This is a genomic window from Nostoc sp., from assembly GCF_036917355.1.
Lineage (GTDB): Bacteria > Cyanobacteriota > Cyanobacteriia > Cyanobacteriales > Nostocaceae > Nostoc.
On record NZ_JBALDP010000049.1, the window covers coordinates 19,700 to 44,436 of the forward strand.

At 42.6% G+C, this 24,737-nt stretch carries 27 protein-coding genes; 16 read left to right on the plus strand and 11 right to left on the minus strand.

Going from position 1 to position 24,737, the window contains the following annotated elements; all coding sequences use genetic code 11:
• The first annotated feature begins 208 nt into the window (after positions 1–208).
• The 3 genes from V7K53_RS14630 (at position 209) to V7K53_RS14640 (ending at position 2,865) form a co-directional block, all read left to right on the plus strand.
• On the plus strand, positions 209–1,105 hold the full coding sequence (locus V7K53_RS14630; protein WP_335198249.1) for an AraC family transcriptional regulator: 897 nt from the start codon (positions 209–211) through the stop codon (positions 1,103–1,105).
• Between the two features lie 205 nt (positions 1,106–1,310).
• Positions 1,311–1,823: a quercetin 2,3-dioxygenase gene (locus V7K53_RS14635; RefSeq protein WP_335198250.1), complete on the plus strand. Its 513-nt coding sequence runs from the start codon at positions 1,311–1,313 to the stop codon at positions 1,821–1,823.
• A gap of 136 nt (positions 1,824–1,959) precedes the next feature.
• A complete protein-coding gene (locus V7K53_RS14640) occupies positions 1,960–2,865 on the plus strand; it encodes an aromatic alcohol reductase (RefSeq protein ID WP_335198251.1) in 906 nt (301 codons plus the stop codon).
• A 369-nt stretch (positions 2,866–3,234) separates the two neighbouring features.
• On the opposite strand, the gene V7K53_RS14645 is transcribed toward V7K53_RS14640, so the two are convergent.
• Entirely contained in the window at positions 3,235–3,396 is a 162-nt protein-coding gene (locus tag V7K53_RS14645) for a hypothetical protein (protein ID WP_335198252.1), read from the minus strand.
• Positions 3,397–3,552: 156 nt separating this feature from the next.
• Here V7K53_RS14645 and V7K53_RS14650 point away from each other — a divergent pair, with 156 nt between their 5' ends.
• Both V7K53_RS14650 and V7K53_RS14655 read left to right on the plus strand, forming a co-directional pair.
• Positions 3,553–4,248 carry a DUF4142 domain-containing protein gene (locus tag V7K53_RS14650; protein WP_335198253.1) on the plus strand — a complete coding sequence of 232 codons (696 nt, stop codon included), beginning with the start codon at positions 3,553–3,555 and terminating at the stop codon, positions 4,246–4,248.
• 248 nt (positions 4,249–4,496) lie between these two features.
• Positions 4,497–5,813 (plus strand): Gfo/Idh/MocA family protein, encoded by a 1,317-nt coding sequence (locus V7K53_RS14655; protein WP_335198254.1) that lies wholly within the window; start codon positions 4,497–4,499, stop codon positions 5,811–5,813.
• 406 nt (positions 5,814–6,219) lie between these two features.
• Here V7K53_RS14655 and V7K53_RS14660 read toward each other — a convergent pair whose 3' ends face one another.
• The 6 genes from V7K53_RS14660 to V7K53_RS14685 all read right to left on the minus strand — a co-directional run bounded on the left by V7K53_RS14660 (position 6,220) and on the right by V7K53_RS14685 (position 11,198).
• Positions 6,220–7,386: a calcium-binding protein gene (locus tag V7K53_RS14660; protein WP_335198255.1), complete on the minus strand. Its 1,167-nt coding sequence runs from the start codon at positions 7,384–7,386 to the stop codon at positions 6,220–6,222.
• A gap of 162 nt (positions 7,387–7,548) precedes the next feature.
• Entirely contained in the window at positions 7,549–8,343 is a 795-nt protein-coding gene (locus V7K53_RS14665) for a phosphate ABC transporter ATP-binding protein (protein ID WP_335198256.1), read from the minus strand.
• Entirely contained in the window at positions 8,340–9,194 is an 855-nt protein-coding gene (gene pstA / locus V7K53_RS14670) for a phosphate ABC transporter permease PstA (RefSeq protein ID WP_335198257.1), read from the minus strand. Before pstA ends, V7K53_RS14665 begins: the two co-directional genes overlap by 4 nt.
• Positions 9,187–10,065, minus strand: coding sequence for a phosphate ABC transporter permease subunit PstC (gene pstC / locus V7K53_RS14675; RefSeq protein WP_335198258.1), 879 nt, complete (start codon positions 10,063–10,065; stop codon positions 9,187–9,189). Before pstC ends, pstA begins: the two co-directional genes overlap by 8 nt.
• Positions 10,022–10,870 (minus strand): phosphate ABC transporter substrate-binding protein, encoded by an 849-nt coding sequence (locus V7K53_RS14680; protein ID WP_335198259.1) that lies wholly within the window; start codon positions 10,868–10,870, stop codon positions 10,022–10,024. The genes pstC and V7K53_RS14680 overlap by 44 nt, the downstream gene beginning before the upstream one ends.
• A gap of 28 nt (positions 10,871–10,898) precedes the next feature.
• Complete coding sequence (locus V7K53_RS14685) at positions 10,899–11,198, minus strand: ArsR/SmtB family transcription factor (RefSeq protein WP_335198260.1); 300 nt, start codon at positions 11,196–11,198, stop codon at positions 10,899–10,901.
• Between the two features lie 590 nt (positions 11,199–11,788).
• On the opposite strand from V7K53_RS14685, the gene V7K53_RS14690 reads away from it, so the two are divergent.
• The 3 genes from V7K53_RS14690 to V7K53_RS14700 all read left to right on the plus strand — a co-directional run bounded on the left by V7K53_RS14690 (position 11,789) and on the right by V7K53_RS14700 (position 14,463).
• The gene (locus V7K53_RS14690) at positions 11,789–12,946 is read left to right on the plus strand and encodes an XdhC family protein (RefSeq protein WP_335198261.1); all 1,158 of its coding nucleotides are present in this window, start codon (positions 11,789–11,791) and stop codon (positions 12,944–12,946) included.
• Positions 12,947–12,951: 5 nt separating this feature from the next.
• Positions 12,952–13,587 carry a nucleotidyltransferase family protein gene (locus V7K53_RS14695; protein WP_335198262.1) on the plus strand — a complete coding sequence of 212 codons (636 nt, stop codon included), beginning with the start codon at positions 12,952–12,954 and terminating at the stop codon, positions 13,585–13,587.
• Between the two features lie 357 nt (positions 13,588–13,944).
• On the plus strand, positions 13,945–14,463 hold the full coding sequence (locus V7K53_RS14700; RefSeq protein WP_335198263.1) for a hypothetical protein: 519 nt from the start codon (positions 13,945–13,947) through the stop codon (positions 14,461–14,463).
• 249 nt (positions 14,464–14,712) lie between these two features.
• Here V7K53_RS14700 and V7K53_RS14705 read toward each other — a convergent pair whose 3' ends face one another.
• Positions 14,713–15,141, minus strand: coding sequence for a hypothetical protein (locus V7K53_RS14705; RefSeq protein ID WP_181928534.1), 429 nt, complete (start codon positions 15,139–15,141; stop codon positions 14,713–14,715).
• A gap of 360 nt (positions 15,142–15,501) precedes the next feature.
• Here V7K53_RS14705 and psbQ point away from each other — a divergent pair, with 360 nt between their 5' ends.
• From psbQ to hemJ, 5 genes are all read left to right on the plus strand, one after another.
• Complete coding sequence (gene psbQ, locus V7K53_RS14710) at positions 15,502–15,957, plus strand: photosystem II protein PsbQ (protein ID WP_335198264.1); 456 nt, start codon at positions 15,502–15,504, stop codon at positions 15,955–15,957.
• Positions 15,958–16,038: 81 nt separating this feature from the next.
• Positions 16,039–17,142, plus strand: coding sequence for an NAD(P)/FAD-dependent oxidoreductase (locus tag V7K53_RS14715; RefSeq protein ID WP_335198265.1), 1,104 nt, complete (start codon positions 16,039–16,041; stop codon positions 17,140–17,142).
• On the plus strand, positions 17,139–17,273 hold the full coding sequence (locus V7K53_RS14720; RefSeq protein WP_335198266.1) for a hypothetical protein: 135 nt from the start codon (positions 17,139–17,141) through the stop codon (positions 17,271–17,273). Before V7K53_RS14715 ends, V7K53_RS14720 begins: the two co-directional genes overlap by 4 nt.
• Position 17,274: 1 nt before the next feature.
• Positions 17,275–18,126, plus strand: coding sequence for an alpha/beta fold hydrolase (locus V7K53_RS14725; RefSeq protein ID WP_335198267.1), 852 nt, complete (start codon positions 17,275–17,277; stop codon positions 18,124–18,126).
• 260 nt (positions 18,127–18,386) lie between these two features.
• Entirely contained in the window at positions 18,387–18,968 is a 582-nt protein-coding gene (gene hemJ / locus V7K53_RS14730; RefSeq protein ID WP_335198268.1) for a protoporphyrinogen oxidase HemJ, read from the plus strand.
• A 93-nt stretch (positions 18,969–19,061) separates the two neighbouring features.
• Here hemJ and V7K53_RS14735 read toward each other — a convergent pair whose 3' ends face one another.
• Entirely contained in the window at positions 19,062–19,955 is an 894-nt protein-coding gene (locus V7K53_RS14735; RefSeq protein WP_335198269.1) for a peptidoglycan-binding domain-containing protein, read from the minus strand.
• Between the two features lie 229 nt (positions 19,956–20,184).
• On the opposite strand from V7K53_RS14735, the gene V7K53_RS14740 reads away from it, so the two are divergent.
• The 3 genes from V7K53_RS14740 (at position 20,185) to V7K53_RS14750 (ending at position 24,053) form a co-directional block, all read left to right on the plus strand.
• Positions 20,185–22,965 carry a leucine-rich repeat domain-containing protein gene (locus V7K53_RS14740; protein WP_335198270.1) on the plus strand — a complete coding sequence of 927 codons (2,781 nt, stop codon included), beginning with the start codon at positions 20,185–20,187 and terminating at the stop codon, positions 22,963–22,965.
• A gap of 42 nt (positions 22,966–23,007) precedes the next feature.
• Complete coding sequence (locus V7K53_RS14745; protein WP_335198271.1) at positions 23,008–23,670, plus strand: toll/interleukin-1 receptor domain-containing protein; 663 nt, start codon at positions 23,008–23,010, stop codon at positions 23,668–23,670.
• Between the two features lie 194 nt (positions 23,671–23,864).
• Positions 23,865–24,053: a hypothetical protein gene (locus tag V7K53_RS14750; protein WP_335198272.1), complete on the plus strand. Its 189-nt coding sequence runs from the start codon at positions 23,865–23,867 to the stop codon at positions 24,051–24,053.
• On the opposite strand, the gene V7K53_RS14755 is transcribed toward V7K53_RS14750, so the two are convergent.
• Together V7K53_RS14755 and V7K53_RS14760 are read right to left on the minus strand one after the other, a co-directional pair.
• A complete protein-coding gene (locus V7K53_RS14755) occupies positions 24,050–24,208 on the minus strand; it encodes a hypothetical protein (protein WP_335198273.1) in 159 nt (52 codons plus the stop codon). The genes V7K53_RS14750 and V7K53_RS14755 overlap by 4 nt on opposite strands.
• Before the next feature lie 120 nt (positions 24,209–24,328).
• A partial coding sequence (locus V7K53_RS14760) for a tetratricopeptide repeat protein (protein WP_335198274.1) occupies positions 24,329–24,737 on the minus strand: 409 nt, incomplete at its 5' end.

The following is a 24,737-nucleotide window of genomic DNA, read 5'->3' on the forward strand; positions in this document are numbered from 1 at the left end:
ATTGGCTTGCATTATAAAATGCATCGGCTTGCACTCACAGTTGAATCAGTTTTAAACTACGAGGAGCATTAAAATTTCTAACACTCCAAAGCTGAAATATCACGCACAATCCTAACTCCAGATAGATGTCAGAGGGTAAGAATGAGTGCTATTTGTAGCCAAAGTATTTGTTCAATTTGGTGAGACTTCAATAGCTAATAAAAGAAGCATGACTACAGAACAGCCGTTAATACTTGATGCTGCCAGCGACGAATTCATTTCAAAAATTGGTTCAAGTGCGCCTGTTCTTGCTAGTCAAAAAGGATTCTGGAATGGAGTCAGAGTTAGCTATTACGAATACTACAATGCCGTTGAGACTCCTGAGCATTGTTTCTCACAGCATTTGATTACTATTCATCTCAATCACGCCGTCGCGATCAAAGAGCAATTGTTGAATGGTCATCTACGATGCGATCGCTTCAGCAACGGTGATATTTGTTTAACCCCTGCAACTGCTCCTGTATCAGTCCGTTTACAGGATGCAAGTGAGTGGATTGCTCTACACCTTGAACCCACGTTTATCGAGCAGATCGCGGCGGAAGTGGTCGATCCGGATCGACTTGAGATCGTACCCCAATTCAAGTTAAATGACCCATTAATTTATCAAATTGGGATTGCTCTAAAAGTAAATCTTGAATCTGAGAATGCCTGCGATCGCCTCTACACTGAGTCAATGGCAACCGCACTTTCTGCTCATTTACTACGGCACTACTCGACCCAAAAGCCCAAAATTGCAAGCTATTCTGATGGATTATCACAGACTCGATTACGACAAGTGACTGAATATATTCACCAGCATTCGGCGCAGAATCCTAGCCTGACGATCATGGCTGAAATGGTGCAGATAAGTCCTTATTACTTTAGCCGTTTATTTAAACAATCGACCGGGTTAACACCACATCAGTATTTACTCAAATGCCGCACAAAAGAGGCGAAACGGCTACTTAAAACTACAAATCTCTCGATCGCTAACATTGCAATTCAAGTAGGCTTTGTCGATCAAAGTCATCTTAACCGCCATTTCAAGCGCCATTTTGGTGTTTCACCCAGCCAGTTCCGCGCTTAAAGCAAGAATGTACTGTTAAAAAGCAAGATCGTCCAAGACAGTCAGGCTTTATTTTTCCTACGATTTCTAGAGATTAGTTAATCAAAGGATAAAAATAAAAGGGAAAAGGTTAAAGGGGAAAGGGGAAAGGGATGATGATTGTCGCGCCACTTGCGGGCGAGGTTTTTACCTTTCCCCCTTCCCCTTCTTCATAAAGGATTTATACATGAACGCACAAAATAAGCCACAAGCTTTTCAAGTTAATAGTGCCGAAGGTCGAGCTTATTGGGGTATGGGCATTCTTTGGATTATGCTGGCAACTGCTGAAGATACCGATGGACAATATTCTTGTATAGAAGAGCTGATACCGCAAGGTCCGGCAGCACCACCTCACATTCATGAGGCGGCAGATGAAACCTTCTACATTCTCGAAGGCGAAGCCACCTTTTTTGTCGAAGACCAGCCGATTAAAGCAACTGCTGGATCGTTTGTGTCAATTCCACGGGGTACAAAACACGCTTTTCAAATCGATTCTGAAACGGCTCGACTACTCAACACCTATGTACCCGCAGGTTTTGAGTACACAATTATAGCGACTACTGTACCCGCAGAGGCGCGCACATTGCCTCCTGCTTCAATACCTTTTCCCGATCGAGAACAAGCTAATCAAGCGCTTGAGCAAGTCATTCAGCAGTATCCTGCGGCTAAAACCAAATTCTTACAAGGTTTTGCAAGCTAAATTACCCGACACCAGATTATTTGAGTTTGACTCTGGAAGATCGATCGCTGGTGTGCAATTGCTTTTCAAGTAACGAGTCTGCCTGATTGATAGATAGCGGCAAAGGACAAATTCTGTAAACTTTACAAAGAAAATCATGACGACAAAATTGACGGTTCTAGTCGCTGGCTCTACTGGGATGCTGGGTTCTAAGATTGTTTCTGCTCTACTCGACAAAAGCAACCTTGATGTTCGAGCAATGGTGCGCTCAATCAACGACAGCAGTGCGGAGAATCGTCAAAAAATTGAGGCGATGCAAGCAAAGAGTGTCACGATCGTGGAAGGCGATTTAATGAAACCTGAAACGCTGCTCTCTGTTTGTGACGGGGTTGATGTGGTCGTCTCTGCGATCGGTAACAATGACGTGACTGTGCCAGGGCAGAAAAACCTGATTGATGCGGCGAAACACCAGGGCGTAAAGCGGTTCATTCCCTCCGATTACTCGGTGGACTACCGCAAGCTGGACTACGGCGACAATGATAACCTAGATATGCGGAAGGAAGTGTTTGAGTATCTCCAGATCATGGGTTTGGAATACACCCTAGTTCTCAACGGGGCATTTATGGAATTCATCACCTATATGCCACTGTTTGACTTAGAACATCAGATATTTCAATACTGGGGCGATGGTGAAACGCCGCTCGATCTCACCACTACTGATGATACTGCCAAGTATGTGGCTGAAGCGGTGAGCGACCCAAGCTTGGCAAACACGGCATTGTCAGTCGCAGGTGACACTCTAACCGCAAAGCAATTGAAAGCCACTTATGAAGAGGTGACAGGCAGCAAATTAACCGAAAAATCATTGGGCAGTATCGCCGAGATGAAAGCTTGGATTGCTAACAAAAAAGCGTCAGCCAGTTCACTTGAAGAGTACGTTTACCACCAATATATGTACGCGATGGTATCGGGTAAAGGCAAACTCGAGCGGATTGGGAGCGATCGCTATCCCCACATTAAACCCAAGACGGTTAAGCAATTTCTGAGCAAAGGAAATTCGTAAAATGTTACAACAGCAGCTTTAGTGGAAAAAGTGGTGGTGCCTTTGTCTCTCGCTTGCGAGTTCGTTAGGAGGCAAAAAACAGAGGGTTTCCCTGCTGCCCTTTAACTCCTACCTTTATTGATAAAGTTTTAAATCAAGCAAGCTTAAACAAAAAGTAAGTTTTTACAATACATCAACTTGCATTGTGAATGCATCGGCTTGCATTGTGAATGCATTGACTTGCATTGGGAATACATCAACTTGCATTGTGAATGCATCGATTTGCATTAAGAATGCATCGGCTTGCATTGTGAATGCATCTTGCGGAATATATTTAAAAGCACACCTTAGCTAGAGTCTCTGCGTCAGATAGCAGTGATAATATACGGCTCATTCCTGTTGGTGCTTGTAGGAGACAATTATGGAAATCAGTAGACGCAGCTTGTTAAAAACTGCTTCTGCTTCGGGATTTGTGGCGGCATTACAGTTTCGGAAGGATTTTTGCAACCGCTCCTCGCCCAAACAGAACTCAACCAGATGATATCCCTGCATTCAATCGAGAAATCTTGAATCTATTTGTACAATTTGCACCGGTGGCATCTGCTTCACATCAATCGGCTTTGTTTGTAGCTTACTTAACTGTGCGATCGCGCTTAGTTTTTCATTTCACGTTTCAAAATATAGCTTTATCCAAGGAGAACACTAATTATGTCCAATTTCAAAATACTCTCTACTGGTTTAGTAGCGATCGCTTTATCTCTGGCGACTGGTTGCACACCGACTACTCCGCACGACCAGACTACATCTGAAGTTCCAGCTGCTGTACCTGTACAAGGAACCGAGAGTCCATCCCCAACTGTATCACCAACTGCCTCATCAACTCCATCCGGGCAAAATAACCTCAGTTCGGCAGACAAACAGTTCATGACTGAAGCCGCTCAAGGTGGTTTAGCAGAAGTCCAACTAGGGCAACTAGCATCAGAACGTGGAACTAGCGATGCGGTAAAACAGTATGGACAGCGTATGGTTCAAGATCATACCCTGGTAAACAATCAACTCAAACAGTTGGCGACTCAAAAAGGTGTAACGCTGCCAACTACTCTCGACAGCAAAAATAAGCAAGTCCAGCAAAGCTTATCCAGACTCCCTCGTGCTAGGTTCGATCGCCAATATTTGAATCACATGCTTCAAGATCATGAAAAAGATGTCTCTGCATTTCAAACTGAAGCTGAACAGGGACAAGATTCAGATGTGAAAACATTTGCAGGTCAAACTCTACCAATTCTCCAAGACCACCTGCAAGAAGTTCGTTCTCTTGTTAATCCTGGAAGTTCAACTAGCACCCCAACTCCAACTAGCACCTCAACTCCAACTAGCACCCCAACTCCAACCACAACCCCGTAAGGCAATAGAGTTCAGTTAAGCATTTCTTCTTTCCCTTTGTATCCGCTGCGCGTACTCTTGCAAAGAAGCAAGCTGCGCGTAGCGTTTTTTAGACCAGAGAGGGGGGTAAAGCCTATGTGGGACAAACGTTTAAGCTTAAGTTGACACTAATGAGCAATGATGTGCCCTTATGACAGATGTGGTTCAAATACATAAAAACTGCTGTAAGCCCAAAATTTCATCATTAAAGGAGATTTTAAGGAACCACGATGTCTAAATTGTTTAAAGGAAAAATTTCTCGTCGTCACATTCTGACTACAGCTGGATTAGGAGCCGTTTCAGCCGCCGCAATTGGTAGTATGGGCGAAGAGGTTGCTGCCCAACAGCCAACTGGGCAAGCCACTCCTCGCGGAGGCCCGTTGCCGCCTCAGATTGAGTTTCCGCCCATCTCAGAAAAAACTGAGGTTGATACTGGTGGGCCACCAACTGCATTACCTCCAGAGCGACGCTTAGGATTTGCGATCGTTGGGCTTGGCAGACTGACATTAGAAGAAATCATGCCTGCCTTTGCAGAATGTAAATTAGCAAAGCCAACTGCATTAGTTAGTGGTGATGCTGCCAAAGCAAATCAAGTTGCCCAGCAGTATGGCATCAAACCGCAGAACGTTTACAACTATCAGAATTACGACAATCTCCGCAACAATCCAGACGTTGATGTAATTTATATCGTACTGCCCAACAGTATGCACCGGGAATATACGGTGCGTGGTGCGAAAGCTGGAAAGCATATTCTGTGTGAAAAGCCAATGGCAACCACAGTCGAAGATGCTCAACAAATGATCGACGCGTGCAAACAAGCCGATCGCAAGCTGATGATTGCTTATCGCTGCCAATATGAGCCGCACCATCGCGCCATGATTCAGATGATCCGTAGCAAAGAATTGGGAACTGTGAAGGTAATTCAAGCAGATAACGGACAAAACCAGGGAGGTGACTTAAATCAATGGCGATTGAAACGCGCCTTAGCTGGAGGTGGCTCTTTACCAGATGTGGGAATTTATTGCTTGAATGCAACTCGCTATTTGACGGGAGAAGAACCGATCGCAATTAGCGCCCAAATCTTCAGCACTCCTGGCGATCCTCGCTTCAAAGAAGTTGAAGAAAGTGTCACCTTTCAGCTGCGGTTTCCCAGTGGGATACTAGGGATTTGCTCCACTAGCTACGGGTTTCACGAAGGGCGTCGGTTTCGTGTCTTTGGCTCTGATGCTTGGGCGCAACTCGATCCGGGATTCTCTTACAACGGTTTGCGAATGATGATTTCGCGCAAATCGCCAACCAACAGCATGGCAGAAAACGTTAGCGAAGTGCGGATAGGTGAGAAGAATCAGTTCGCCTTAGAAATGGATCACATGGCGGATTGTGTGATTCAAAATAAACAACCCCATACTCCTGGTGAAGAAGGTTTACAAGACCAAAAACTGATAGCGTTGATTTACGAAGCGGCACAAACAGGCAAAACGATCGCTCTACCTCGTGTGTCAGGATTGGACACCACTCGTGGCCCCGTTCCTCGAATACTGAAATGATATGTGCATACCGCAGTTATGACAACCTCTACTTGCAGTCCGCTCCGTAAATCTTTGTTTTGCGATCGCAAACTACTGTAAATTGTCTCCAACATTGGAGGTTGGCTGGAGGATACAGAGGAAGCTTGGTTAATAACTTCTCTCACCATCTCTCCCCTGTTTCCTCAACTCTACAATCCAGTTCTTTTCTTACCCAATCTTTCTAGAACTGATATCATGTCAGGCTAAATACTTGTCATTACGTTCGCCCTTGGCGTTCCCGCAGGGTACGCAGCGATAGCGGGGTGAAGTAATCACATCCGAAGTAATTGCTGCGTTCCACTCTGTTCCACTCGCAATGACATATCGTAAGTGATTAAGCAGACTTGATATGACACCAAATGCTTGATTTTATTGTTACTAGATTTTAAATAATTTGAATATCTAGATTGGCTTGAAAACCAATAGGCTTATTTTCAACAATGGCAAATCTAGATTCTTGGAAGAACAAAGAACCAGTGAGGGCATCATAACTGAAGTCACTGATTGAAATAGTGCCAAAACCTGCTTGAGAAACCTGAATTTTGTCACCTTCAGCAGCCTTGAAGTCTTTAATAATGTCAACACCCTCTAATACGTTGGTAAAAACAAATTTATCTGCACCTACTCCACCAGTGAGAATATCGTTACCATTTCCACCAGTGAGTATGTCATTGCCACTTTTGCCAGAAAGTGTATCGTCACCACCATTACCAAATAAGAGATTATTTTGCCCATCTCCAACAATGGTGTCACTTTGATTGGTACCTTTGATATTATCAAAGTTTATAAATGTGAACTTAGCTGTGTTTCCACCAGGAAGATTATTCACTACGAAACTTCGAGTTTCAAGGTTGGCGTTGACTGATAGATCGGATAAAAATGAAAAGGGTATTGAAGGAGCCATTGAGGCGTCTATAGTATTATTTACAGCACTAGCATCACCAATAAGATTTTCAAAATTACCAAGTAAATCTGTACCTAATCCACCACCTTTTTTTAGAGTTCCATCAATGAATATGGTAGAGCTTTGACCCAATTTACTGTAATCAGCCGTATCAATACCATCTCCACCATTTAAGGTATCGTTGCCTGCACTGCCTCTAATAATGTCATTGCCGCCACTGCCAGATAATTCATTATCCCTAGCATCACCAGTAATTACGTCATTTTGATTTGTACCAATTATATTTACAAAATTCTTCACATTGACTACTATTGGCGGCGAACCTACAACTCTGATTTCTAGTCTTTCTTTAGATAAGTCAGCTATTATTGATACATTTGTGCTGTCAGAAGTCGCATCAATAATGTTAATCTGTCCTGTAGCACCGATCGCAGTTTCAAAGAAATCTTTAAACGTGTCATTCCCAACTGCACCTTTTTTAATAAGTACTGGCTGGACTATTACCGGTTGTTCTAAGCCACTGTAATCAATGATATCGTTACCTTTTCCACCGGTAATGGTATCGTTACCTGCACTGCCGAGAAATGTGTCATTTCCATCAGTTCCAACTAAAATGTCGTCTCCATCAGTGCCTATAATTAGTGCCATAATCTTGCTTTATGTGTTTGTAGTCAACTGCTGTATATTAGCGTGTTATCAACCACAAGATACTAAAAAATATGAAACTGAGTTAACTCGATTGAGCAGGGCTGTCTCAGTGTTTATATTGATGATGATTTCATTCGTTTCTCTATTTCTATATTTTTCAAATCAACCCCTTGCACCCGTGACATAAGCTGCTGTTAAGGGATGTTGGGGGTACTCAAAAATTTGCTGCACTGAACCTGACTCTATCAATTGCCCAACACCTGACTGCACCCAGAACAGAGCAACTCGATCCGCGATGCGCTTGGCTTGCGCTAGGTTATGTGTCACAATCAGCAAGGTATAACGCTGACGCAAACTAGTAATTAAGTCTTCAACTATTCCACTGGCAATTGGATCGAGGGCGCTACAAGGTTCATCTAATAACAGGATTTCTGGTTGCAAAGCCAAGGCTCTAGCTATGCACAACCTTTGCTGCTGTCCGCCAGAAAGTGCTAAAGCAGAGGTTTGCAGTCGGTCTTTTACTTCATCCCAAAGTCCAACATCTTTCAGGCTTGTCTCAACGATCGCATCGATTTGTTCTTTACGAATACCATGTTCTCGCAAAGGTAATTCCAGATTCTTCCAAATTGATAAAGGAAAAGGATTAGGCTTTTGAAAAATCATCCCAACTTGCCGCCGCAGCGCGTTCGCATTTGTTTTGGGATTTAGCACGTCTAAAGTACCGATGCGAATCCGCCCTTTGACTCGACACTGGGGAATCATATCTGTCAACCGATTTAAGCAACTCAAAAAGCTAGTTTTTCCACAACCAGAAGGCCCCACCAATGCCAAAATTTCCCCCAGATTCACACTTAAATTGACATTAGCAAATGCAGTTTTTTGACCGTATTGCAGAGTTAAGTTTTCCGTTTCAATCAACGGTGCAACAATTCCAGTAGCGATATTTGCCGATTTCATGCAGAAAAAATTCTCCTGTGCAACCAACGATCTGCAATCCATGCTGCTGTACCATTGATCGCCAGCAGCGATACCAGCAAGACTAATGCTGAGGCGTAAGCATTGGCATCTCCGCCAGAGACGTTCATTGATAAATCAAAAATATGAATCGAGAGGGCACGCCCGGAATCTAGCAGTGATTCTGGCATTCTATCTACGTAACCACTAGTAAAAATTAAAGCCGCAGTCTCGGCGATCGCTCGACCAATACCCAGCACCAATCCCACAACTAAACCAGGGACAGCAGCAGGTAACAACAGTTGAAATAGGGTTGTCGTGCGTGAAAAACCAAGGGCTGCGGCTCCTAATCTATACTCATCTGGAACAGCGCGAAATCCTTCTTCTGTAGAGCGAATCAAGATTGGTAGCACCATACACCCCAAGGTCAATCCTCCCGACAAAATAGAAAATCCCAACCCCAAAACTTGACAAAAGAAGACGTTGCCAAACAACCCAAAAACTATAGAGGGAACTCCTGCCAGTACATCTAAACTACGCCGCACCAACCCACCAAACCAACTATCTACGGGAGTGAATTCTGCCAGTAAAACGGCTGTACCAACACCAATGGGAATAGAAACTGCCATACACACTGCCATAATCAGAAAAGTAGAAACAAGAATGCTGGCAATTCCCCCTTCTCTGCCAGCATTTTCTGGCTCAGTTGTTAGGAATTCCCACGTCAAGTGTCCTATCCCATGCCAAAGGATATCACTGAGTATCCAAAGAAAGATACCAGTAACTAGGGCAGCAGTTGTCCAAACAATGATTGTTGGCAACCAATCTTTAGGACTTACAACAGGTTCACCCATATATTTTTCCTTGACTGATGACTTCCGCAACAGCAACTAACAGCACAATCATTCCCATCAAGACTAAACCGCTAACAAACAACGCCGAACGGTGATCTCCTGTGGCATAAGCCATCTCCAGAGCAATATTAGCCGTCAACGTGCGGATGGGGTCAAATATACTTTTTGGCATTTGTACGACATTGCCACACACCATCAAAATAGCCATTGTTTCGCCAACTGCTCGACCTGTTTCTAAAATTAAGCCTGTGAACAATCCAGATTTGGCAGCGGGAAGCACGACTCTAGAGATAGTTGCCCACCGGGATAATCCTAAAGCTGCTGCTCCCTGAAGGTAAGAAGTTGGGACTTTCGCTAAACTGGCATCGGCTACAAGCGCTATTGTTGGCAAAATCATCACCGTGAGAATGGCAATACCCGCTAATAGACTTGGCCCCGGTGGATGTATCCTACCAATCATCGGAACCAGCACCACCAATCCCCAAAAACCGTAGACTACAGAAGGAATTCCTGCTAATAGTTCAATTAAGCGACGGTATAATCGAGCCATTACTGGTGGGGCGTAAAATTGACAAAAAACCGCAGATATAATTCCTACAGGTGTAGCGATCGCTACTGAGCCAACCATTGCCAAAAATGTACCTAATAACATCGGGAAGAGATTATATAATCTGGCGGTTGGGTTCCAGGAAGAGTCTGTAAAAAAACGTGTTATTCCGACATGATTGAGGACTGGTAGAGACTCCAGAATCAGAAAGCCGATAATTAAAAGTGCGATCGCTCCGGCGATCGCCGCTAAAAAACGCAGTATCCAAATTAACCAAAAGTCATTTAGAGACGACGACAAAGTTTTGCTTTTGAACAATGTCATTTACCTGTTGTGATTGCGCGAAATCAAGAAATGCTTTTGTCAATCCTTGAGGTTGGGTTTTGGTTACTAAGTTAAGTGGACGAGAAATTGGAAAAGTCCCATTCTGGACGTTGGCTGTTGTTGCAGCTATCCCATTTACAGGTAGCAGCTTAATAGCTACTCCATTGGCTGCACTATTTTCTGCTGACCCGATCGACACATAACCAATAGCATTCGGGTTTCCTGCTACTGTCTTAATTCCCTGCTGATTGTCACCAATTACTACTTGGGCTTTGATGTCTGTATTTTTCAGTTTGAAATAGTGGGTAAATAATTCTAAAGTGGAACGTCCTTCGGCTTTGTTAACAACTGTAATTGCTCCATCTTTACCTCCCACTTGTTTCCAGTTCGTCACCTTCCCTGTGTAAATATCTACAACTTGCTTATCGTTGAGCGATTTTACTGGATTGTCTTTGTGGAGAATTACCGTCACTCCATCACGGGCAATAGAAAATGTTTTTAAATCGTTTTCTTCTGGTTTCAATGCACGGGAAACCATGCCAACATTAGCGACACCTTGACGAGCATCAGAAACCCCACGCGAAGACCCTCCTGATTGCACATCAACTCGCGCACCTGGATGCTGAGATTCAAAACGCTTGCCAATTTCAGCCGCTAAAGGTGCAATTGTACTGGAGCCTGTGAGTACTAGTTTTCCCTGAAGCTGATTTGTATTATTTGCACCTTGATTTGGGGAAGAACAGCCTTGTAACCAAATGCAGGTAGCCAACCCAATCGCCAGAGGTAAAATTTGAGAATTTTTCATTATTGCTTTTCAACCCGAAATTGGGTTTTTAGTTAAAACAGAGGACACAACAGCCAAGGTTCAAAGCTTTACCAATAGTTACTTCCACCTCTGGAGCCAGGCGGTAGAGAACTGCTTTCCCATTACGCGAGGTCACAACCAACTGGGAGCGACGCAGAACTTGTAAATGATGGGATAGTAGGCTTTGTTCCAAGCCCAAAATTGCATTCATCTCTCCCACGTGTTTGGGACTGTCGATCAGAAGTTCTAATACTGCTAGACGAGTTTCATCTGCCAGCACCTTCAGCTTTTCTACGCAGTTAACCTGCTTTTTGCTGCTGTTTTTCATTGCTCTAAAGGAATAGGTTTTTCTTGTTTCCGAAGTTACTTGGCAGCGAATACTCTCGTGTTCAGCGAAAATTAACAACTGCTGCGATCGCAAATAAATAGCAATTCATATGAAATTTGATTCATATTTTAAGGTAGAAAGTGTCACGCTCTACAATTAAAATTAAATTTTTAACCTTTCTTGCTGAGATTTACTGAGTTTTCATTGGTATAAACCAGAATCACTCATTAGGGTTTCACCTTTTTGGAATAAGTTTAAAGTACTCTGCCAAAACTGTAATTGTAATTTAGGGAAAATCAGTATTCCGTGCTAACTCTTCTGATAGATAAATGACTAAAGTTGGCAACTATCCTGTGGGGCATGATTTCAGTAGTGTTTTCGCTTATCTTGAATAGCAGAACACCGCGATGCGTGCGGCGGTAAACAACGCACCTCAATCTAACGTATATACTGTAATCGTTAAAGGGCAGCAAATCTAAGGAGTGTTTGAGACTAGCAGCGATGCACAATGGCACAGCGATCGCATTGTTTCCATTGAGACTGCCTACTTAAGTTTATAAACTGCTAGAAACAGAAAAATCAGCAATCAAATGAACGAATTACAAGCAATTTTAGAAGGCTTCCAGTCAAGTCAAAAAAATGGTGAAATTACTTTTCTTGCTACTGTAGTCAAAACTCAAGGTTCAACCTATCGCCGACCAGGTGCCAAAATGTTGATGACAGATACAGGTCGGATGATTGGAACAATCAGCGCTGGTTGCTTGGAGAATGACGTATTTGAGCATACTCAACAACGAATGTCGGACGGCGAACCAATTGTTGTGAATTACGATAACACCGCTTCGGAAGATATTCTTTGGGGCTTTGGTTTGGGATGCAATGGAACAGTGCAAGTTCTGATCGAACGTCTTGAAAAAGAAAGTTCACCGAATGCGATCGCTTTTACACAAGAGTGCTTTAATAAAAAACATTTGGGTATTATTGCTACAGTCTTTGCTTTTGAAGGCGGGGTAGATGTGAAACTTGGGTCGCGCTTACTGCTGTATCCAAATGGTAAAATTATCACTGATATCAAATATCCAAATTTAATTCAATCTTTGATTGCAGATACTCAAGCAGCTTTTACTAATCAAAAGTCTAGTGTAAAAAACTATCAGTTACCTTTAGGCAGTGTAGAAGTTTTTATTGAAGTCATCCAACCACCCACGCCTTTAGTAATATTTGGTGCTGGTTATGATGCTGTACCCGTAGCACAGTTTGCTCAAGCATTAGGTTGGGACATTACTGTAGTCGATTGTCGAGCCAATGAGGCAACTAGAGCGCGATTTCCAATAGCTTGTGATGTGATTCTTACTCGGCGAGAAATTGTACATCAACAGGTATTTATAGATGCCAACACAGTTGCTGTAGTGATGACGCATAATTACCTTGACGACCTAGAAATTTTAAAGATGTTGCTGCCATCTCCTGCACGCTACATAGGGGTTTTAGGCCCAAAGGCGCGTACTGAAAGATTGCTTGAAGATTTACATTTGCAAGGAATAGTTCATACTACTGAACAATTAACCAGATTGCATGGCCCGATTGGGATTGATATCGGAGCAGATACACCAGAAGAAATAGCGATCGCGATTATTGCGGAAATTCAAGCAGTGCTAACAAACCGCAATGGTAGTTTTTTAAGAAATCGCAATCAACCGATTCACCAATGTTATGAAAGCAACTCAAACTTGCTACTTACCATATAGTTTTTATGACTGCTATAGACAACGAAAAATCAACCATAGCCATTATGATTCTTGCGGCTGGTGCATCTACTAGGATGGGTACACCGAAACAACTATTGCTTTACCAAGGGCGTAGTTTGTTGCAATATATTACAGAAATGGCGATCGCTTCAGTTTGTCAACCTGTGGTAGTAGTACTTGGAGCCAACGCAGAACAGATTCATCTCCAAATTAAACAACTTCCCGTTAGAGTACTTAAGAACTCGGATTGGGCTTGTGGAATGAGTACTTCAATCAAGAGTGGTATTGAATTGTTAAATAATCTTCCACAAAAAATAGAAGCAGTAGTTATTACACTTTGCGACCAGCCATTTGTTTCTCACCAAATTATCAATCAACTTGTTGATACATATTATTCGACAGAAAAAACGATTATTGCTTGTGAATATGGAGACACATTAGGTGTACCTGCTCTATTTAGTCAGACATTTTTTTCAGAACTTGCCAGTTTAAAAGAAACTTCAGGAGCAAAAAAAGTTATTAATAATAACCTTAATGAAGTTTTTTCTATTCCGTTCCCACTAGGGAATATCGATATTGATACACCAAAGGATTACGAACAATTGCTATCAATTAATAGAGGAGTTTCTGGGGTATCTTAAAGAAGATACAGAATTCATAATCAATTCGTGGGAGATATTGTGTGGTAAGCAGAGCAATCGCAGAAGTTTTCTGGCTACCGATATTATCTAATCATTAAAATTGTACTGTCTTTATACTAAAGCTACTTTTTAAGTGTAAATAGCTTGAGCGTAAACAATCAGTAGTATTTTAGGTTAGCAAAAGCTTGATGTTTACTAAAAATTTATTTTTTTATCCTTTTGCTTTAATTAATTTGTTTATTACCAGTTGTAATGATATGTATTCACCTGGTGAAGAACCCTGACAGGTGTAGGTTTTTTACAAGGGTGTGAGTATTCAGCCTCTCTGGTCAGAAAATAAAATTAGAAACCCAAGGTGTGGATGAGACTCAAATGCTGAAAAATGAGTATCTCAAACAGTGGACACGCATAGTATCAGAGAAAATGCGACATCTGTCGATACCCCAAGTGGTAGGGCTGGCGACGTGGAGTTTTGGCATGGTAATGACCAAATCAAGTAGCTTAACAAAAGTTGCGCAATTGATCGCCAGAGTGAATGGCGAAAAAGTTGCAGCGGTACGTCAAAGGTTAAGAGAATGGTATGAGGAAGCAGAAGCCAAAAAAGGGCTTCATCGTCGCAGTCTGGATGTGAGCACTTGTTTTGCGCCATTACTGATGTGGGTATTAAGTTTACTGCCAACAAACATTGAACAAATAGCCTTAGCACTGGACGTAACAACTATTGGCAGTAAGTTCGTAGTCTTAATCGCTGATGTTAAATCTGACGGTTGGCAGTGGCACAACACCCGTTTACTTGACCCTCAACGTACTGAACGTATGCCGATTAGCGATCGCTGTTTCTACTCTTTGGATGGTTATGCTTGGTGGCGAGGCTGAAAATCAATCCTCTCCCCCTAGCCTGGAACAACTTCCCTCTCGACACCGAGTTTTTTCTCTACCTCTTTCCTTGAATTCTCCCCGCCACATCTCTTGTTTTTTGTTGGGATTACTGACCCTCGTGGCTGATTTACTCAACCATCTCCCTATTCATCTTCATCGCTAGAGTTCTTTTCCTCGTACTCCTGTTGATGATTTCTTTTGCTTTAACTCCTCCTAATTGTAAAAAACCTACATCTGTCAGCCCCTTCATTCACTTGGTTTATTAAAAACTTCTAAAATCTGTCGGCAAATTTGTTTGAGCTTATCCTCGATTTCACCAGAAGGCGAAGATGCGCCGACAACACTCCAGTTTTCCACCGTAGAAAGTCGCCACGCTTCACCGCGATGATCGAATCCAGCTACTTCCACGCCGATCGCACGCCGGGAATTATTGATGGGATCTTGATAAAATCGGATTTGAATTAAAATACTACGACTTCGCCAAGATTTGCTAATACCAGGAAAGTGAAAGCCAATATCTATAGAATCTGGGTCGACTAACTCCCTAGTTTCCGGGTCATTTTTCCAGGGTTTGAGATCGGATTTGGCATCAGGAAACTCGAATTTGAACAAATTAACTACCGTGGCAATGTTGCTGGCGAGTTCAAGGTTCGTTGCCTGTTCAGCTGCGTTCACTAAAAAACACTCCTATATCGCGTCGGCATCTTCAAGGATGTGAAGACAGAAAAACCGCCAGAAGGCTTATATTATTGGTGTTTCAGCTTATCAAGAGCTTTGATATTTAGCAACTCTAAATCATCCTTCCCTAACAATCCTCGTTACTAAACAGATGCCAAAAATCACTTCTTTTTGGGACTGGCTAACACCTATTAAGTAATTGTACTTAAAAATTCTTCAAAAGCAGACGGAACTCTGCTCTTTAGAGAAAATATCAAGATTTTATGCAAAATCCTTGGCTGACAAGAACGATTGACTGCGCTAGCGATCTAAAATGACACTGTGAATTGGTAAACCAAAAACAATTAAGTTCAATATATGGTGCGTCAACGCTCGATTTTTTCATTTTTTCTAGTACTATTGGCCACATTCCTGATTAGTTGTGGTGGCCCTGGTGTTGCGGTGGCACCTCCGACTTACACAGCAGTACAACTTGAAAAAATTCAGGCTTATGTTCCTGAAATTCAGGCTGTGCGCGATCGCTCAGAAGAATTGACAACCCTGATTAAAAAAGGTGATTGGATTAATGTGCGTAACTTTATACATGGCCCGATAACAGAAGCAAAGCTGAATCTGACTTATGTCACTCCCAACCTTCTACCCAAAGACCAACCCAAAGCACGTCAAATAACGCGAGATTTTTTTAAAGACCTGGTTAAACTCGATAAAGCTACTAGTGCTGGCAATCCTCTAGTTGCCTTGAACCAATCCCAGGCTGCTTTCGCAGACATTGACAAATTCCTCGACCTGCTTCCCAAAACAGAAGAGAGTTAGGAGTTAAGAGTTAAGAGTTAGGAGTTAAGAATTAAGAATTTTTAACTCCTAACTCCTAACTACTCACTTGAAACACAAGTTATGAATGTAGTTATTATCGGTTGTGGTGTGGTTGGGGCTGCGATCGCTTACGAACTGAGTCTAGTAAAAGGGCTGAAAATTACAGTTTGCGATCGCCAACCACCAGCAAAAGCTTCCACAGGCGCTGCACTTGGCGTTTTGATGGGCGTAATCAGCCAAAAAATCAAGGGTAAAGCTTGGCAGATGCGGCAAACTAGCATCCAACGCTATGAAACTTTGATTCCTGAACTAGAAGCTTTAACGGGTCGCAAAATCCCTTTTAATCGTCAGGGAATTCTCATGCTTTTATGTGATTCTTCCCTAGAGGGAATGTCAGCATGGGAAAAACTAGTAGAAATTCGCCACTCTCAAGGCTGGAATTTAGAAATTTGGGACACGGCTAAACTCCAGAATATCTGTTCTCAAATTAATAACGAAAAAGTTACTGGCGCTGTCTATTCTCCGCAAGACCGTCAACTCGATCCAACAGCCCTGACATTAGCTTTAGTTGAAGCTGCCCAGCAAAATGGTGTAACTTTCAAATTTGGCGTGACTGTTTTGGATGCCCCAACCTCAACATCTGAATTTTGCCATCAACTTGAGACTACAGAAGGAAAAATAGCCGCAGATTGGTTTGTAATTGCTGCGGGGCTAGGTTCAACACCGCTAACGGCAAAATTAAATCAGATAATTGATATCCGCCCCGTACTTGGGCAAGCCTTGCAAATGCGTGTGGGGAATCCATTAGGTAATCCCGACTTCCAGCCAGCGATAACGGGTAATGATGTCCATATTGTTCCTGTAGGCACTGGAGATTATTGGATAGGCGCAACAGTGGAATTTCCCAGCAATGGCGATGAGATACCGCCAAATCAAGAACTGCTGGAATCTGTTAGAGAACAAGCGATCGCATTTTGCCCAGAATTAGCCACAGCAACTATTCTCCGCACCTGGTCGGGGTTACGTCCTCGTCCTGAAGGACGCCCAGCCCCAGTTATTGGTAAGTTGCCAGGGTTTAGTAACGTCCTCCTAGCTACCGGACACTATCGCAACGGCGTTTTACTTGCACCCGCTACAGCTTATGCGATTCGTGAGATGATTATTTCTCAGGGAATGGGGGGATGAGGGGGAGCAGCACTTCGGCTACGCTCAGTGACCAAGGAGCAGAGGAGCAGGAGAAGAATAACAAACAACTCAATGCCCAATTCCCACTTGCCCTGAGCGAAGCCGAAGGGATGCCCAATATAGGAAAATAACGTGTCAATAACAGAACATAAAATCAATGTAGATTCACTGGAATGGTTTTATCGGGAATCTTTACCAATCGGCAGAAGTGACTTAGCGCCTGTGGTGTTGCTACACGGCTTAGTTTCACAAAGTTACAGTTGGCGTCATATTATACCTGCGTTAGCGAACCAGGGGACAAGAGCGATCGCTCCAGATTGGATTGGTTACGGCTTTTCTGCCAAACCAGAAAAACGAGATTTTGCTTACACTCCTGATGCTTTTATCACAGCTTTAGAAGGATTTATTAAAGCCTTAGAACTTGAACATTTTTCTTTAGTTGTCCAAGGTTTTTTAGGTTCTGTAGGACTACAATATGCTTTGCGTCATCCAGAACAAATTGCCAATTTAGCTATTTTAAATACACCAATTTCAACTGCTGCTAAATTACCCTGGAAAATTAAACAAATGGGTTTACCTTTAGCAGGTGAAGTCATGACCCAAGACCCCTTATTAGTCGATCGGACACTAGAAGGCGGAAGCCGTTATCGCATAGGAGATAAGGATTTAGATGTTTATCGAAAACCTTTTTTAAAAAGTTCTTCATCTGGTCGAAGTCTCTTAGCAAGTATTCGCAATTTACAGCTTGATTCAGCCATGACAGAAATACAAACTGGCTTTAAAGAATGGCAACAACCAATTCTGATTCAATGGGGTATGATTGACCCTTGGCTACCTGTAGACATTGCCGAAAACTTTGCCAATTCTGTACCAAATACTGAATTAATAAAACTTAATAACGTCGGACATTATCCTCAAGAACACTACCACGAGGCGATTTTGGAAGACCTTTTACCCTTTGTGCGTCGTAAAGATGCTCATTGAGAATATAGCTTTGGCAAAAATCGATATTATAAAAATGAATGTCAGAATTCAGGAGTCAGAATTTAGAATTCAGGAATCAGAATCAATTAGTAGAGGATGCAAAATCATCACTGTAGTTCACTAAATGGAAGATTAAGTGGCAGGATTCAAATGTTTTTTCTTGTTAAAACTCATACTTTAACGGGTAGAATATTCTGAATTCAGAATTCTGGCTCCTGACTACTTTTTATTACCATTACAAGTAAAGGAGATTATGATTCGTGGCTTATTCATGGTTTAAAGCCTTTCATATTGTCGGATTTGTAGTTTGGTTCGCTGGTTTATTTTACTTAGTACGTCTTTTTATCTATCACGTTGAAGCTAATGAAGAACCTGAACCAGCACGAACGATACTGAAAAATCAGTATCAAATTATGGAAAAGCGCCTTTACTCTATCATCACTAACCCAGGAATGTTTGTGACGATCGCAATGGCTATCGGTTTAGTAAGCACTGAACCGGATATTTTAAAAGAGGGATGGTTGCATATCAAACTGCTGTTTGTGGCTATTTTAATTGGCTATCATCATTACTGCGCTCGGCTGATGAAGAAATTAGCAGTAGATGAGTGTGGCTGGAGTGGTCAGCAATTACGGGCTTTAAATGAAGCTCCTACAGTTATGTTAGTAGCGATCGTGTTGCTGGCTGTGTTTAAAAATAATCTACCTACAGATATCGCTGCCTGGGCTATTTTCGCCATGATTATTTTGATGGCAGTCACTATTCAACTTTACGCCAAAAAACGCAGGCTGGATAAAGAGAAACTGACGGCACAAATAGGACAACCACAAGAACAAAGTTAGACAAAGTAAGGTAGCACGACTGTGCTACCTTACTAAACGTTGCATCACAACAATAAATGCTACCAATTAACTATTACTTCATCCTGGAAACGTTTACAGTAAATCATCCCCAGGAATTACGGTAGTGTAGAAAACATATTTGCGATTAGCGACATAACGACGGTCTTGTTTAATAATTGCCATAAACTCTCTATGTCCCTCACGGCTACGTCCCACTAAACAACCTGCACTAGCAAGGCGAATATCATTTTGGGGAAAATCAAAGCCGTAGTGTTGATTTACATAAAAATTATCACCTGTATCAAGTTTGTCGCCAGTCCGTTTAAAATCTTGGTTGAAATCTCTACAAACAGTTATATCTCCAACTTGCACTAATGCTTCATGAGGCTCGGCTGTGCCGTGAGTACCAACAGCCCAAGCTTTGTATTGCCCAAACTGAATCCTAGCTGCTCCTTTGGGATTCATCGGATTATAAGTGTAGTATCTCCCTGGTTCTGTAGTAGCTTCCCAGTGATCTACGATTTTGGGAACACCATTTACTACTTCAATCACAATCCGCCGATCGTTAAATTGATTGGGTGTATCACTGTTGAGAGTCCAGTCTCCATTGATACCCTCTACATAAACAATATTGTATTCTTTGGAATTGGTAAATACCTGATAACCTTTGGCTAGCATGTATTTCACAATCTTACTAGCGATGTCATTGCCTAGTTTTAAGGGAGGTTTAGGAAGATCGTCTATTTTGGTTTCAATTAGTTTCTTGGCTGTGACTGCTCCTAAAAAGCCACTCTCTTCAGTCTTTATTAATTCTTGAAATTTTTTGATAGCGATCGCAGAAACAGGGCCAAATTTACCATCGGCTGGAGGTTCTAGCAAACCTAAGCCGATTAACAATATCTGAATCTGACGAGCCAAGTCTGCATCATCTGCGATCGCCTCAAACGACCATTTCTCATCTTTCCCCAAGAAATCTTGTAGTTTCATTATGCACCTGCTTTCATTTACTAAGTTCTAAGTATAAACATCATTTTAGAAATTGATGTCGTCTAAAACTATACTCTAACCTGAAATATGATGTCATCTGGAGTCTGCGATCGCACACACATTGCCTGAATGCAATACTTCATACAGGCTACATTATTAATTACCTCAATTTCCTGCTGCGCGTCCAAGCAGCAACTTGTCGTCAGGCATCACCTCTGTAAAACCCGAAATGACTAACGAAGAACTGCTGGAAATTATTGAACAAGCTTTCAGAGACAAGGTGACAACATTAGACCTTTCTGGCAAAAAGTTAACAACGCTGCCAGCGGAAATTGTCCAACTCACCAACTTGCGATCCCTCGACCTCCGCAGTAATAAACTAAGCAGTCTGCCAGTAGAAATTGTCCAACTCATCAACTTACAAACTCTCGACCTCCGCAGTAATCTACTGAGCAGCGTGCCAGCGGAAATTTTTCAACTCATTAAGTTGCAAACCCTCTACCTTAGCGGCAATCAACTGAGCAGCGTGCCAGCGGAAATTTTTCAACTCATTAGCTTGCAAACCCTCTACCTTAGCGGCAATCAACTGAGCAGCTTGCCAGTGGAAATTTTCCAACTCACCAACCTGCAAACCCTCGGTCTCGACAAAAATCAACTGAGCAGTCTGCCAGCGGAATTTGTCCAACTTACCAAGCTGCAAACCCTTTCTCTACGCAGTAATCAAGTGAGCAGTCTGCCAGCGGAATTTGGACAACTCACCAACCTACAAATCCTCAGTCTCAACGAAAATCAACTGAGTAGCCTGCCAGAGGAATTTGGACAACTCACCAACCTGCAAACCCTTTACCTCAGCGGCAATCAACTAAGCAGCCTACCAGCGCAATTTGGACAACTCACCAAGCTGCAAACCCTCGGTCTCGACAAAAATCAACTGAGCAGTCTGCCACCGGAAATTTTCCAACTTACCAAGCTGCAAATCCTCGGTCTCAACGAAAATCAACTGAGCAGTCTGCCAGCAGAATTTTTCCAACTCACCAATCTACAATCCCTCTACTTCCGCAATAATCAACTGAGCAGTCTGCCAGCAGAATTTGGACAACTCACCAATCTGCAATCCCTCTACCTCTACAACAATCAACTGAGCAGTCTGCCAGAGGAATTTGGACAACTCACCAACCTTCAAACCCTCGACCTCTACAAAAATCAACTGAGCAGTCTGCCAGTAGAATTTTTCCAACTCACAAACCTGCAATCCCTCGACCTCGGCAGTAATCAACTGAGCAGTCTGCCAAGGGAAATCATGCAACTGATCAACCTACAAACCCTCTACCTCAGCAGTAATCAACTGAGCAGTCTGCCAGCAGAATTTGTCCAACTTACAAACCTGCAATCCCTCGACCTCAGCAGTAATCAACTGAGCAGTCTGCCAAGGGAAATCATGCAACTGCCAAACCTGAAAAAACTCGATCTTCGTAGGAACCCAGTCCCGATTCCACCTGAGATTTTGGGATCGAAGGATTTAACTGAAGATCCAGGTGATGTGAATGAAATTCTCGATTTCTATTTCCGGGTGCAAGATCCAACCGAAACCGAACCTTTCTACGAAGCAAAATTCTTGATTGTTGGCGAAGGGGGAGCTGGTAAAACTTCTTTAGCCAAGAAGATCAGGGATAAAACCTACGAACTCCAGCCAAAAGAGAAATCAACCGAAGGCATTGAAGTCATCCAATGGCACTTTACATTACCGAATGGCAAAGATTTTCGAGTCAACATCTGGGATTTTGGTGGTCAGGAAATCTACCATCAAACCCATCAGTTTTTCCTCAGCAAGCGTTCTCTCTATGCCTTAGTTGCCGACACTCGCAAAGAAAACACTGGTTTTTACTGGTGGCTAAAGGTTGTCGAACTCTTGAGCGACAAGAGTCCAGTTCTGATCATCAAAAACGAAAAACAAGACCGTCAATGCGAAGTCGATGGGGGCCAGTTACGAGGAGAATTTGACAATCTCAAGGAAATTCTGGCAACCAATTTAGATACTAATCGCGGTTTGGCAGAGATTAAAAAGGCTATTCAGCTTTACATCAGTAATCTTGACCACGTTGCTACACCTCTACCAAAACTCTGGGTAAGAGTCAGAAACGCATTAGAGAACAATTACCGAAATTACATCAGCGTTGAGGAATACTTTACCCTTTGCCGAGTCAATAATTTGACTGACAAGAAAGACATGCTGCGCTTGAGCAGCTATCTACACGACCTCGGCGTTTGCCTCCACTTTCAAGACGATTCTACACTCAAACATTACGTCATCCTCAAACCAGAATGGGGGACAACTGCCGTCTACAAAGTTTTGGATAATCAGACTGTCAAGGACAATCTAGGTTGTTTTACCAAAGACGACCTTGAAGATATTTGGCAAGACAACGAATATGCAGATATGCGAGATGAACTCCTGCAATTAATGATGCGGTTCAAGCTTTGCTACGAAATTCCGGGTCGTCGTGATATTTATATTGCGCCTCAATTGCTTTCCATTGAAAAAGCTGATTACACCTGGGACGATCGCAACAACCTAATCCTGCGCTACACCTATACATTCATGCCCAAAGGCATCATTACCCGCTTTATCGTCGAGACGCACCCTTGGATTGAACAGCAAAAACTCGTTTGGAAAAACGGTGTTGTTCTCAACAAAGACCAAACTCGTGCAGAAGTCATTGAAAACTATCATCAACGGAAAATTAAAATCCGTGTAGCCGGAAACCGCAAAAAAGAATTGATGGCTGTCATCACCCATGAACTCGAAAAAATCCACAACTCTTATGAACGTTTGCAATATCAAACTTTAGTTCCTTGTAACTGCGAAACTTGTAAAAATCTGCCCACACCTTATTCCTATTCCTTAGATAAACTCAATAAGCGTTTGAGCGATCGCCGTTACCAAATTGAGTGCGAAAATAGCTATGAAATGGTAGATGTCCGTAGGTTAATTGATGATGTCATGTTTTAAGCGATTAAAGCAGATAGGGAACTCAACCCCCAAGTTGCACAGTTGCAAAGCCAACTAGAGCAAGAGAGAAATGAATCATTGACGCATCGTTTACGAGATAGTGAAGAAGAACAAAAACAGATCGTGAATAGTCAATCTGCAATGGAATTCGAGAAGGAAATTTTCATCTCTTATGCTTGGGGTGGAGAAAGTGAGCAATTTGTCAATCAACTGGATGAGACTTTACAGGCAAAAGGAATCAAAATCATCCGTGATAAACGCGATTTGGGCTACAAAGGACTAATTAAAGCCTTTATGGAACGGATTGGACGGGGTAAATGTGCGATCGCAGTTATTAGTGACAAGTATTTAAAATCTCCCAATTGTATGTTTGAGCTAGTGCAAATTGCTAAAAATGGAGATTTTTATAATCGAATTTTCCCGATTGTGTTAGCGGATGCCCAAATTTATAAACCTGTTGCCAGACTTAAATATATTAAGCATTGGGAAGACGAAATTAAAGAATTAGATGAAGGGATGAAAGGAGTTTCCGCAGCTAATTTGCAGGGATTTCGTGAAGAAATTGACCAATACACCGAGATTCGCAACACGATCGCAGAACTAACCAACCTGCTAAAAGATATGAACACGCTCACCCCTGATATTCACAGCGAATCAGACTTTGAGGAGTTGCTGAATGCGATCGCAATCCGTTTAGATGAGTAAAACTAGACTATTGGTGACACTTTGTGGTGGAGCAATATCTACGACGGGCTATGCCTACGCCTTTTTAACTCGACAATTTGTGTTCTGAAGTGCAAGCTTTAAGTTCAGAAGTAGAATGATGAGGATAAAAGGCGCAACTTCCAGGCTTAAAGGTTAAGCGATCGCTCTTTTTACTCAACAGTTCATGCTAAAAGGTGCAACTTCCGAGTTCAAAGGCGCAAGCTTCGAGTTCAGAGATGGGGCGATCGCTCTTTTTACTCGGCAGTTGGTGTAAAAAGGTGCAAGCTTCGAGTTCAGAGGTGGAGCGATCGCTCTTTTTGCTCGGCAGTTGGTGTAAAAAGGTGCAAGTTCCGATTTCAGAGGTGGAGCGATCGCCCTTTTAACTGGACAACTCCTGTTCAAAGGTGCAACTTTTGAGTTCAGAGGTGGAATGATGAAGCTTTGAGGTGGAGCGATCGTCTTTTTTGCTCGACAATTCTTGTTCCAAAGTGGAAGCTTCGTGTTCAGAGGTCAAGCGATCGCCCTTTTTGCTTGACAATTCTTGTTCCAGACTGGAATGATGAGGTTTTGAGGTTGAGCGATACCTTCGGCACACTTCGTGAGCATCGTAAACAACAGGCGATCGCACATTTGTGAGATGAATAAAAATGAGAATATTCTACTCACTAAACAAACGTCCCCAAAAACCCTTCTTCTTATTTCTATAAATCTCTAAGTTGTCACGAAACAGAGTGTTACTAGGTTCGAGACGAACAGCTATTTCTAGTTCTGCGATCGCTTGTTCCAACTTCCCTTGATCGGACAGTACATTCCCCAGGTTATTGTGAGCGATTGCAAAGTTTGGGTCGATTTGCAGAGCTTCTTGGAAGGCGGCGATCGCTTCTGACAACTTCCCTTGATCGGACAGTGCTGAACCCAGGTTATTGTGAGCGTTTACATAGTTTGGGTCGATTTGCAGAGCTTCTTGGTAGACGGCGATCGCTTCTGACAACTTCCCTTGATCGGACAGTGCTAAACCCAGGTTATTGTGAGCGATTGCAAAGTTTGGGTCGATTTGCAGAGCTTCT